This is a genomic window from Pantoea sp. R102 (assembly GCF_004916815.1).
GTDB lineage: Bacteria > Pseudomonadota > Gammaproteobacteria > Enterobacterales > Enterobacteriaceae > Pantoea > Pantoea dispersa.
In genome coordinates this window covers 35,257-47,605 of sequence record NZ_SDFT01000052.1, presented here as the reverse complement: position 1 = coordinate 47,605, position 12,349 = coordinate 35,257, and the positions used below count along the sequence as shown (strand labels likewise).

The window sequence follows — 12,349 nt, the reverse complement described above, 5'->3', positions numbered from 1 at the left end:
TATAACAAAGATGGCAACAAACTGGACCTCTACGGTAAAGTTGATGCGCGTCACCAGTTCTCTGATGACTCAAGCTCAGACGGCGACAAATCTTACGTTCGTTTCGGCTTCAAGGGTGAAACTCAGATTACCGACCAGCTGACCGGTTACGGCCAGTGGGAATACAACGTACAGGCTAACGTTGCTGAATCTGAAGGCACTTCTGGTTCTAAAACCCGTCTGGGCTTCGCCGGTCTGAAATTTGGTGATGCAGGCTCATTCGACTACGGTCGTAACTACGGCGTTCTGTACGACGCAATGTCTTACACTGACCAGCTGCCAGTATTCGGTGATGATACCCTGTATCAGGACAACGACAACTTCATGGCCGGTCGTTCAAACGGTCTGGCAACCTACCGTAACAGCAACTTCTTCGGTCTGGTTGACGGTCTGGCATTCGCCGTTCAGTATCAGGGCAAAAACGAAGGTCGTGGCCCTCGTTACGACAACGGTGATGGCTGGGGTACCTCTCTGTCCTATGACACTGGCATGGGCATCAGCGCAGTGGGTGCATACTTCAACTCTGACCGCACTGACCAGCAGGCAACTGATGGCAACGGTGATAAAGCCAGTGCCTACGGCTTCGGTCTGAAATATGACGCGAACAATGTTTACCTGGCAGCCTTCTACGGTGAGTCACGTAACCTGACTCAATATGGCAATAACAACGACGGCACTGGCGCTACCGGCCCTGACTTCAACTTCGCTGCCAATAAAGCGCAGGCTTTCGAAGTGGTTGCTCAGTACCAGTTCGACTTCGGTCTGCGTCCATCCATCGCTTACCTGCAGTCTAAAGGCAAGGACCTGAACGGCGCGACTGGCCACGGTTCAACCTTCGCTGGCGGCGATGCTGACCTGGTTAAATATATCGAAATCGGTACCTACTACTACTTCAACAAAAACATGTCCACCTACGTTGACTACAAAATCAACCTGCTGGACGACAACGACTTCACCCGCGCTACCGGTACTTCTACCGACGACGTGGTTGGCGTTGGCCTGGTTTACCAGTTCTAATCTGCCGATTCGAACTGCGTAACACCTCAGAAACGGAGCCTTCGGGCTCCGTTTTGCATTTCAGTGATCGGGCTCCCGATTAGCGCCATTACTTTATACGCCACAGTTATTTCTTTTTTATGTCAGCGGTTGGCAAGCGTTGCGTCTGACGTTAACCTGATAGCTCATTTTGCTAAAGTTCACCCTAACGGAACTGACTCATGTTTGAATCAATCTCTGCCGCACCAGCCGATCCTATTCTGGGACTGGCTGACCTGTTTCGCGCCGACGACCGCCCGAATAAAATCAATCTTGGCATTGGTGTTTATAAAGATGAAACCGGCAAAACGCCGGTGCTGACCAGTGTGAAAAAAGCTGAGCAGTATCTGCTGGAGAACGAGACCACCAAAAACTACCTCAGCATTGATGGTCTGGCTGATTTCGCGCGCTGCACGCAGGAACTGCTGTTTGGCAAAGAGAACGCGCTGATTAGCGCTGGCCGCGCCTGCACCGCGCAGACGCCGGGCGGCACCGGTGCGCTGCGCGTCGCCGCGGATTTCCTCGCTACGCAAACCAACGTCAAACGCGTCTGGGTGAGCAATCCCAGCTGGCCGAACCACAAAAACGTGTTCAACGCCGCTGGTCTGGAAGTGTGTGATTACCAGTATTACGATGCGGCGACCCACAGCCTCGACTTCGACGGCATGCTGGCCTCGCTGCAGGAAGCGCAGGCGGGCGACGTGGTGCTGTTCCACGGCTGCTGCCATAACCCGACCGGTATCGATCCTACCGCTGACCAGTGGCAACAGCTGGCGCAGCTGTCGCTGGAGAAAGGCTGGCTGCCGCTGTTCGACTTTGCCTACCAGGGCTTTGCGCGCGGTCTGGATGAAGATGCTGAAGGCCTGCGCATTTTCGCAGCGTCCCATCAGGAACTGATTGTCGCCAGCTCCTACTCGAAGAACTTTGGTCTGTACAACGAGCGTGTCGGTGCGCTGACGCTGGTAGCGGCAACGGCCGACGTGGCGAAGACAGCATTCAGCCAGGTGAAATACAGCATCCGCGCCAACTACTCTAACCCGCCGTCGCACGGTGCTGCCGTGGTCGCCACCATTCTCGGTAACGACGCGCTGCGTACCATCTGGGTACAGGAACTGACCGACATGCGTCAGCGCATTCAGCGCATGCGTCAGCTGTTTGTGAATACCCTGGCGGAGAAAGGCGCACAGCGCGATTTCAGCTTCATCATCAAACAGAACGGCATGTTCTCGTTTAGCGGTCTGACCAAAGATCAGGTGGTGCGTCTGCGTGAGGAGTTTGGCGTGTATGCGGTGAATTCCGGTCGCGTTAACGTGGCAGGCATGACGCCGGATAATATGTCGGCGCTGTGCGAAGCGATAGTCGCGGTGCTGTAACCAACGAAAAATGGGCCTGATGGCCCATTTTTTTATTGCAGGAAAGGATTACTGACGCGCTCGTGGCCGAGGGTGGAAATCGGGCCATGGCCGGGAACAAACGTCACATCGTCACCCAGCGGCAGAAGTTTATCCTGGATGGCCGCGATTAGATCGCTGTGGCTGCCCTGCGGAAAATCGGTGCGCCCGACGCCACCGTTAAAAATCACATCACCTGAGATCAGCAGACGGCCAGCACGGTCAAAGAACACGATATGGCCAGGCGTATGCCCTGGACAGTGCAGCACTTCCAGCGTCACGTTGCCCAGCTGTACCGTTTCGCCCTCTTCCAGCCAGCGATCTGGCGTCAGCGGCGCGCACTCCGGCAAACCAAACATCCGGCTTTGAGTCGGCAGGTTATCGAGCCAGAAGGCATCGGCTGGCTGCGGCCCGACGATCGGCACCTGATAGTGCTGCGCCAGTTGGGCAGCAGCACCGACGTGATCGAGATGGCCGTGGGTCAGCAGGATTTGCGACGGCGTTAAGCCTCGCTCCGCCAGCACGGCAATAATGGTTTCGGCATCGCCGCCGGGATCAACCAGCGCAGCCTGTTGCGTCTCGTCATCCCAGATAACGGAACAGTTCTGTGAAAAGGCGGTGACCGGAATAATCAGGTAATTCATAGCGCTCCATGACCGACACACGCAGCGCTGCCGGTATCAGGACCAGTGCCTTGCAGGCCCGGTATCAATGTGTACGAAGTTGCTGCGCGGGTAATATCCTACACCACCGGCGCGCATAGATAACGCCGCTTTGCGAACATTGCTCAGAGAAATGCCCTCAATGTGGAAATCCATCGCCTGCCCTTTGGTGTGATAGCTGTGTTTAGCCACGCCAGGGCCCGATTCACGCAGCATATTATTGGTCGCCAGCGTACGGTAGCCGGAGATCAGCTGCACCGGTTTGCGCGTGTTGAGCAGCGTCTGCAAACGATAGAGCTGGTCAAACAGATGCGGATCGATGTGTTTAACCTGATTGGCGCGGTAATCGCGGAAGAAGTGGTTTAAGCGAGCTAACTCATCCTTGTCATAACTCTTACCGTTAAAAAACTCAGTTTTGAGGGTTTCACCGGTATGCATGTTACTGAGCGTTAATACCCGGGGGCGGGAGGTGGAAACTGACGCCAGCGCTGCACCCGGCAGCAGTGACAATCCAGCCGCTGCGCCACCCAGCAGCAATAAACGACGACGTTGAGAATCAAAATTAGCCATGAAGCGGGGTTACCTAATTTAAAACGATAAAAATATGTGCAAAAAGTACACAAGGCCGAACAGTAACCGCAGCCTGGAGAGCAGTCAACCCGCAATCTGTCACAGAATGCGCAAAACCGGTCTGAAATCAATTTTCCAGACCGGTCTTGCCATTTTCTTTGAGGGAAGGATAACAGGGAAATCAACGCTTAGAGCAGCAGCTGCCCCGCTTTGGTCAGCACCTGGCTGCCGGAGCGCGCCGGGTTATCATAATTGTAAATATCTGTACGATACTGCGGCTGGCCGTCGTCCGCCACCCAGGCCGTAAGGTAGTAGAGATTGACCGGAATACGATGGCGAATTGGCACGTAGCGCGTATCGCCCTGCTTCAGCGTGTCAGAGATACGGCTGTCGTTCCAGCCCGCGTCCTGCAACAGCAGATCGGCCAGTTCAGAAGCTTTGTTGACGCGCACGCAGCCGGAGCTGAGCGCGCGGATATCACGCTGGAACAGGCCATGATTCGGCGTGTCGTGCAGATAAATTGCGTCTGAACTCGGCATGTTGAATTTATAGCGGCCCAGCGAGTTGCTGGCACCCGGCGCCTGACGAATGCGATACGGGAAACTGGCGGCGGACACCATGTGCCAGTCAATCATCGACGGATCGATCACTTCCGCATCGGCGCTCCAGCCCGACAGCAGCGTGTAGCCGTGCTTATACAGATAGCTCGGATCCTGCTTCACCTTCGGCACGATATCCTGGCGCACCAGTGTGGTAGGCACGTTCCACGGTGGATTGAGCACCACATTGTTGAGCGCGCTGCGCATCAGCGGCGTTTTGCGGTCCGGACGACCGACAATCACCCGCGAGGACAGAATGGTATTGCCGTTGTTGTAGTAGGTCAGGGAATAGTTGGGAATATTCACCATGATGCCGTTGTGCATGTCATCCGGCAGCAGACGCAGACGCTGAATATTCAGCGCCAGCAGCGCCGCACGCATCTGCGGGGAAACATTCAGCCACTCGCGGGTACGCGGGCCGATGGCACCGTCGTCTGCCAGTCCCTGCCAGTGCTGGAAGCGTTTTACCCCCTCCACCAGCGTGTTGTCGTAGACATTATTGCTGGCCGCCGGGGTTAGCGTGCTGATGTTGCCGCTGGCCTGCGGTACCTGCGCCGGCAGATCGCTGACGCTGGTGGCCGACGGACTGACGGCCACGGGCTGATCGCTCTGACTCACCGGCTGCGGCGCCGTCGGGACGGCATCGTCGGCTGGCGTGGGCGTCGCGCTGTGCGTGCCGGTCAGCATCCCGGTGCGCTGCAGAATCTCACGCAGCGCCGGCACATCATCGCTGATCTGACCCGGGCGCAGCGTGCCCTTATCGCGCAGCTGCGGCCACGGCCGGTTATCGGTCAGCAATGCTTTTAACGCGCTGTGCATCGGTGCGTACTGCGGATGCTGCGGTTGCAGCGACACCACAAAGGCGCGGCTGCCGCCGCCGTTCACCGCGTTTTGCCACTGATTGATGGCGGAAAGTGACGGCATGGTCAGCTTGTACGGCACATTGCTGTACAGCCAGGTTTCGCCCTGGGTCGGTACGTTAGCGACAAACTGCAGATAGCCAAGCATGGCGTCGCTCAGCACCACGTCCCGCGCGAAGCCTTTGATATCCGGATTAGTGAGCAACTCTACCCAGCGGGTAAACTGCGGCTGTACGCCGGAGAGCGCCACTTCTGCCAGCTGCTGCTGGAAAGCCTGCACGGCGTCGCGATCCTGCCACAGCGGCGCCATGTTGCGTGCCGCATAGATGCCGGCGAGGCCGGGCAGATAAAAGGGTCGTTCGCTGGGGCTAAATGCCTGCTGAATTTGCTGCTGGCTGGCAGCCACTGACAGCGTGCTGTGCGGCAGCGCGCCGACGTCTGCCGCCTGGCTGATAGCCAGCGGTGCCGCCATCAGTGACAAACTGAGTGCTATTGCAGCACGATTAACTCTGCTCTTCTTGTTCAGCAACATCCCTGCCCCCTTCTTACCAAAGACACAGCATCCTGAAAACGCCGTGTACCGCCTGTACTCTTATGGTTGAGTATAAAATAAAAAACGGCATCCGCCTCGCAGGGCCGATGCCGTTTACAGATTAACCGCAGCCTGAATTTTTAACCAGATTTGCTGCTAGCTATTTTCAGTGGCCACGCCTGCGCCGGGATTTTCCTGTTTCACCGGCGTCGGATCGGCGGAAAAACCGCGCAGTCCGACCACGTGCACATGCTCCGTATTGTTAAAGACTTTACGTACCAGCTTATAAGTGGTGCCTTTTTCCGGACTGATATTCTCCGGCGCGGCAATCACCAGCTGCATTTCCAGACGCTCGCACAGTTCGAACAGCGTGGCGATGGAGCGCGCATCAAGACGCGCGGCTTCATCGAGGAACAGCAGGCGGCACGGTGAAATATCTTTACCGCGCAGACGCCGTGACTCCTCTTCCCAGCTCTGCACCACCATCACCAGAATCGACATGCCGGTACCGATCGCTTCACCGGTCGACAGCGCCCCGCTTTCGGCGCGCAGCCAGCCGTCTGAGCCGCGGTTCACTTCCACTTCCATCTCAAGGTAGTTGCGGTAGTCGAGCAGCTCTTCACCGATGGTCTGCGCCGTGCGCTGGCCCATATCAATCTGCGGATTGAGACGCTGATACAGCTTCGCCAGCGCTTCCGAGAACGTGAGGCGATTGCTGGTAAACAGATCCTGATGCTGTTCATGCTCTTCCGACAGCGTATCCAGCAGCATGGCGTGCGTTTCGCGTACGTTGACGTTCAGCCGCACGCTGCGCACCTGGCCAAAGCTCACCGCCTGCAGGCCCTGGTTCAGCTGACGGATGCGGTTCTGCTCGCGCTGAATGGTTTTGCGGATGATATTGGCCGCACTGCGCGAGCTGATCGCCAGCGTCTGCTCACGCGCCGTCAGCTCTTCGGTCAGGCGGTTCAGCTCAATCTCCATCTGCTCGATGGCTTCAACCGGATCGTCGGTACGAATAATGTCCTGACGGATACGTTCACGCAGATGCTGATAGACGGCGATAAAGAACTGAATCTTGCGCTCCGGCCGTTTTGGATCTTCCGACATGCGCAGCACATCGCGCAGGTGTTCATTATCCGCAACCGCCAGGCGCAGCGCACCGAGCGCCTTATCCGACATCGAGCGCAGCTCGTCACCGCTCAGGTAAGCCAGTTCGCGGCGATGCAGACGGCGCTCGACGCCGTTCTCTTTCACCAGGCGCAGCACGGTGCACCAGCCCGCTTTGGCGCTGACAACCTGCTCACGCATCAGATGATAATCGCGCTCCAGCTTGCGCAGTTTCTTCTGCAGGCTATCCATCTCGGCTTCGCAGAAGGTGAGCTGTTTCTCCAGCTGATTGCGACGCGCACGGTTGTGGCTGAGCGCCGTGTAGAGTTCGTCACGCCGGCTGCGTGCGCGCTCCTCGGCGCTGGCATCGGCGTGCACGCCAATATCCTGCATCTCCTGCTGCAACTCTTTCAGCATGTCGCGCTTGGCGTCGTACGAACTCTTCAGCGACGCCAGCACCTGGGAATACTGCGTCAGCTGCGCCTGATGTTCGCGCAGGCGTTCGCGCGCGCGGCTGCGTTCCCCTTCCGCCTGCTCCAGACGCTGGCGCAGTTTTTCGTTGAGATCGCTGTTACCGGTCAGCATGCCAGCCGAATCTTCATAGCTGAAGTGCGCGCGGCGCTGCACCACTTCGGTCAGGGCAAATGCCTGCTGACGCGCTTCGCGCTGCTGCTGCTGCGCCTGCTGATAATCACGCGTCAGCTGTTCGTGCTGCTGCGGATCGCTCTGCAGCACCGCCACCAGCGGCTCCAGTTTGCTGAGTTTCGCGCCGTGCTGATGCAGGAAGCGCGCGGCTTCCTGGGCTTCTTCCACCCGCTCACGAATCTCTTCGCAGCGGTCGGCCAGCGAGTCGTCAAGCAACAGGTTAACGCGCGGCAGCAGGCGGTTGAGCTGCGCCACGCCCTCTTTTGCCTGCTCGAACTGGGCACGCTGCTGCTGGTTGTCATTCTCGTGCTGCGCCAGCGCGCGCTCCAGCTCGCCCCGACGGCTGTTGAGCTGACGCATCTGCGCTTCCGGATCTTCGTCGAAGGCCACGGCCAGGTGGCTGCCGATAAAGCGGCTAAACGACTGATGCAGACGCTGGGTTTTCTGCACGTCAAATGACAGCGTGGCAAAACGTTCGGCCAGCTGGTCGCGCTCATTGTTCAACAGCTCCAGCTGATTTTCCCGCGCCGCGCGACCAAACAGCGGCACTTTCGGGAAGCGCGAATAACGCCACTGGCGCTCCGCCACTTTAACGACGACCGCATTTTCCAGCTCGTCAACGCTAAAGACGCTGTCATCAAACGACTGCGGATCGCCTTCGATCAGATAGAGATCTTCCGGACACTCTTCCAGGCCGTCGAGCATCTCGCGCACCAGCGACAGGTCCGGTACCACAATAGCGTGACGCGATGGGCCATACAGCGCGGAGAAGTACGGCGCATCATCCAGCGTCACGTCATCGTAAATTTCTGACAGCAGCACGCCGCCAAACCGTTCCGCCAGCTGAGTCAGGCGCGCATCTTCCGCGCCGCCCGGCTGGCTGAGTCGCGCAATCTGCTGCTCAACTTCACGCTTGCGCGCCGCCACTTCATCACGCTCAACGGTGGTTTCACGCTCGCGCTCCAGCAGCTGCTGCATATATTCGGTGATCTGCTGGCTGCTGCTCAGCGTCTGGCCGGTCTGCTCGCTCAGCTGGGTAAGAATCTCCTGCGCCGCCAGCCAGTGCGGTGCCCGCGCGGTCAGCGCAGTGATGCGCTCGCGCAGCTGCTCCAGCTCCTGGCGCATCAGCATGCGGCGTTCACCAGCGTCGGCCACGCTTTCGTTCAGCTGCTCTATCTGCGCTTCCAGTTCGCGCTGCAGGCCTTCCAGCGCGTCAGCGTCATAATGCTGGCCCTGACGTTTACAGAAGTCGGCCAGCAGACGTTCGGCGTCATGCTGCTCGCGCAGGCGGGTTTCCAGTTCGTTGAGACGCAGACGCAGCGAAGAGAGCTGTTCGGCATGATGGCGCTGGTTAGCGGCATCGCGCAGCAATTCGCGCCCGACCTGCCACGCATCCTGCCGGCTTACCTCGCCAGCAATACTGGTGACCAGCGCCAGCGCCTGTTCAAACTGGCTGTGCGCCGCTTCCGCCACGCTCAGCTTCTGCTCCAGGCGCAGCAGCCGTTCGGTGGCCTCTTCTTCGCGCGCCTGGAAGGTTTCCTGCCACTCTGCGGCGTTGTCGATGGTGAGGTCCGGCAGCTGGCACTGCGCCCGCGCTTTTTCCAGCGCCTGCAGCGCCTGCTGATACTGAATGGCGCGGGTTTGCTGCACATCAAGCGCCTGCTGAAAATCGGCCAGCTGGCTTTTCAGCTCGTCGACTTCAATTTCCGCCGCTTCAGCGCGCGCTTCGTTCTCTTCCTGCACCTCACGCGCTTCGGCCACCACTTCATTCTGCTCTTCAAGACGGTAGGTCAGCTCTTCCAGATCGGCGTCGTAACGCGCGATCTTCTCCTGCTGACGCATCGCTGTCTGGACCAGATTAAGGTGATCGCTCGCCGCCTGATAATCAGCTTCCAGATCGCTCTCTGCGCCGTTGTGCTCAGAAAGTTCGCGCGCCATTTCGATGTGACGATACTGTTCCGATGCCAGCTGATTGCGGCTGGTGAACAGCTCGTTACGCAGCTGCAGCGCACCGTCGAGATGGATGCGACGCTCGTTGGCGTGGCGCATGTAGTCGGCAGAAACGTAGCTGGTGGCTTCAGAGATCAGATGCTTAAACAGATCGCGGTCCGACTGCGTGACGCGAATCGCTTCCAGCGTCATGCGGTTTTCGCGCAGCGCCGCTTCCATATCCTGGAACGCTTTACGCACGCCGCCGTTTTCCGGCAGCAGGTAATCGCGCAGCGAGCGGGTAATGGCGCTGGAGATACCGCCATACAGCGAGGCTTCGATCAGACGGTAGAATTTGCTGCGATCGCCGGCGGTGCGCAGGCGACGCGGTACCACGCCGAGCTCAAACATCATGGCGTGGTAGTCCGTGACCGAGCTGAACTGGCGGAACTGCACGCCCTCCTGCGCTTCCACCCGCTCCTTCACTTCTGCCAGCGGCAGCACGCGCGCCTGACGGCTGCCGAGAATTTCGGTCAGCATATCGGTTGGCAGCGTATCGGTCGGCAGGCCGTGAATACTGAACGGCTTGATGTCGACTTTCTTATCGCGTCCGGCCACCTGCTGCAGGCGCACGCCAGCCACCACGCGCTGATGCCGCGAGTTGACCACGTCCAGCACCGCATAGCAGACGCCCGCGCGCAGTTTGCCGTGCAGGCCCTTGTCGCGCGAGCCGGATGTGGCACCGGCTTCAGTGGTGTTACGGAAATGCAGCAGGGTTAAGTCCGGAATCAGTGCCGTAACAAACGCCGCCATGGTGGTCGATTTACCAGCACCGTTACCGCCGGACAGCGTGGTGACCAGCTCATCCAGATCAAAGGTGCGGGCAAAGAAACCGTTCCAGTTGATCAGCGTGAGCGATCGAAATTTACCGCGTTCAATCATGCCTGTTCATCCTCCGCGCGCTCGCTCGCGTCGTGTTCGCTGTCATTTTCTGCCTCGTCGCTCTCACTGGCGACCGGTGCGTTCTCCAGCGTCATCGCTTCACCGTCACGAATCAGGCGCAGCTGCGCTTCACGTGCGTCGTCACCGCTGCGCACATCCGCACCAAAGCGGAAAACGGACTCCATGATGCGGAATTTGCTGCTGTCGTTGCCCATAAACCACACCATGCCGAGACGGCGCAGACGGCTGAGCGACGCACGCATCTTCTCCTGCAGTTTGGCGCGATCCAGGTCCGACCCGGTGGAGCGCTGGTTAACCAGCTTCAGCAGCCTGTTTTCATCCGCCAGCGACAGCAGCTCGTCGTACAGCTCCTGCTGGGTGAAAATGCCCTCATTGGCCAGCCGCTCCGGGCTCAGGTAGAGATAACAGAGAATTTTACCCACCATCATGTCGAGCTCGGACAGCACCGAGCGCGGGATCAGCGTGGTTGAGCGCGGACGCAGATAGAAAAAACCTTCCGGCGCGCGGATCAGCTCGACGTTGTAGCGCGCATAAAACTCTTCCAGAAACGGCTGGTAATCCATCAGAAAAGCGTGATTATCCAGCTCTTCAATACCAATGTGGCGGCCGGCGCGTAACTGGCTATCGAGCGCGGGAAAAATCGGGTTTGCCAGTGCCAGCGCCAGTTTGACCGGCATCACTTGTTCAATATTTGTCGATGACATGTGCCTGCACCTTGGCTCCGTAATCATTGATGGTCTGCCATTCCGCAGGCAGACCGGCTAAATCGGCTTCGGCCACGCCGAGTCGCACCGCCTGATCGATGACGATGCGTGCGAGGTCGAAGTGGCGCGCGCGGGGATACTGCGCCAGATAGTCACGCATCACCGTGGCGAGATGCAGCGGCTTCTGCTGCTGCTTGTAAATCTGCAGCGCTTCTTCAATCATCGCCGCCAGCTGCTCGCGGATTTCGTTAAACTCTTCGTACTCCATCTCCGGCGGCAGCTCGCCCATCACCTCGTCGTTACGCAGCGTCATCTCTTCATCGCGCATGTCATACAGACGGTCGGCATTGGCGTAGGTCAGCGCCCACGGCTGATCGAAATAGTTCTGCACCGACTGGCGTAAACGCTGCGCGAACACGCGGTTTTTATCCATGTCGATGGCGGTACGAATAAATTTGTGCACGTGGCGGTCGTAACCGATCCACAGATCGATGGCCTGCTGGCCCCAGCTGATAATGCGATCGAGCTTGTTTTGCAGGTCAAATACCAGCTTGTCGACGAAGCCCAGATCCGGGCTGCTCAGCGTGGCGTCCTGAATCCGCAGCAGATTAGCCTGCAGCTTGTCGCCTGCCGCTTCCAGCGTATCTTGCAGTTCACGCAGCGTGCCGGAGGTCTCCGACAGCAGCAGCTCACAGCTGGAGATGGCCGCGCGCCAGTCTTTATTCAGCAGATCGGCGATATCGCTTTTCACCGCCTGCTGCTGTTCGTCCATCAGGCGCTGCGTCATGTCGATGCTGTCGAAGATTTCCGCGACCGAATATTTCAGCGGCGCAAAGACGTTACGGTGCCAGTGAAACTCGTCGCCATCTTCCTCGGCGGCGTCGGCGGCGCGCTTCAGCTCCTGCGCAACAATCGACAGCTGCATCGACAGGCGCAGCGTGGAAAATTCGCGCTGGCGGATGTAATAGTCGGTGATGCCGATCGCCAGTGGCGTCAGACGATAGATGGCGTGACCTTCGGTCAGCTCGCTGGTAAAACGGTTAAGCAGGCGCTGACGCACCATGTCGTTGATGGCGTTGTTGGCACGGACCTGAATGGTTTCGTGGGTTTGTTCAAATGCTTTGCTGACGTGACGAAAGGCGTCAATCAGCTCACCTTCACTCATCTCGCCGTCCATGCGCTCCCCATTGAGGGTGGCGATGGCCAGCAAAAACGCCAGACGTTCTACCGGCAGCGCAAGGGAAAAGTCATTCTTGCGCGCCCATGCCACCAGTTCGGGGACCGTCTGGGAAAATTCGCTCATAGTTGATCCT

General features: G+C 58.5%; 8 protein-coding genes. 2 read left to right on the top strand and 6 right to left on the bottom strand.

Annotation, left to right across the window (positions count from 1 at the left end):
- Window positions 1–1,056: porin (locus tag ERD80_RS07495; protein WP_136546405.1), on the top strand; the 1,056-nt coding region annotated here is incomplete at its 5' end.
- 200 nt (window positions 1,057–1,256) lie between these two features.
- Entirely contained in the window at window positions 1,257–2,447 is a 1,191-nt protein-coding gene (locus ERD80_RS07490) for an amino acid aminotransferase (protein WP_021508330.1), read from the top strand.
- A 32-nt stretch (window positions 2,448–2,479) separates the two neighbouring features.
- Here ERD80_RS07490 and ERD80_RS07485 read toward each other — a convergent pair whose 3' ends face one another.
- From ERD80_RS07485 to mukF, 6 genes are all read right to left on the bottom strand, one after another.
- Window positions 2,480–3,109 carry an MBL fold metallo-hydrolase gene (locus ERD80_RS07485; protein WP_136546403.1) on the bottom strand — a complete coding sequence of 210 codons (630 nt, stop codon included), beginning with the start codon at window positions 3,107–3,109 and terminating at the stop codon, window positions 2,480–2,482.
- Between the two features lie 36 nt (window positions 3,110–3,145).
- Window positions 3,146–3,697 (bottom strand): YcbK family protein, encoded by a 552-nt coding sequence (locus tag ERD80_RS07480; RefSeq protein WP_031279855.1) that lies wholly within the window; start codon window positions 3,695–3,697, stop codon window positions 3,146–3,148.
- 188 nt (window positions 3,698–3,885) lie between these two features.
- Window positions 3,886–5,688 (bottom strand): L,D-transpeptidase, encoded by a 1,803-nt coding sequence (ldtD, locus tag ERD80_RS07475; RefSeq protein WP_136546401.1) that lies wholly within the window; start codon window positions 5,686–5,688, stop codon window positions 3,886–3,888.
- 156 nt (window positions 5,689–5,844) lie between these two features.
- Window positions 5,845–10,311, bottom strand: a complete 4,467-nt coding sequence (mukB, locus tag ERD80_RS07470) for a chromosome partition protein MukB (RefSeq protein WP_136546399.1) — start codon at window positions 10,309–10,311, stop codon at window positions 5,845–5,847.
- Complete coding sequence (gene mukE, locus ERD80_RS07465; protein ID WP_136546397.1) at window positions 10,308–11,036, bottom strand: chromosome partition protein MukE; 729 nt, start codon at window positions 11,034–11,036, stop codon at window positions 10,308–10,310. Before mukE ends, mukB begins: the two co-directional genes overlap by 4 nt.
- Window positions 11,017–12,339: a chromosome partition protein MukF gene (mukF, locus tag ERD80_RS07460; protein WP_021508336.1), complete on the bottom strand. Its 1,323-nt coding sequence runs from the start codon at window positions 12,337–12,339 to the stop codon at window positions 11,017–11,019. The genes mukE and mukF overlap by 20 nt, the downstream gene beginning before the upstream one ends.
- Window positions 12,340–12,349: the final 10 nt, after the last annotated feature.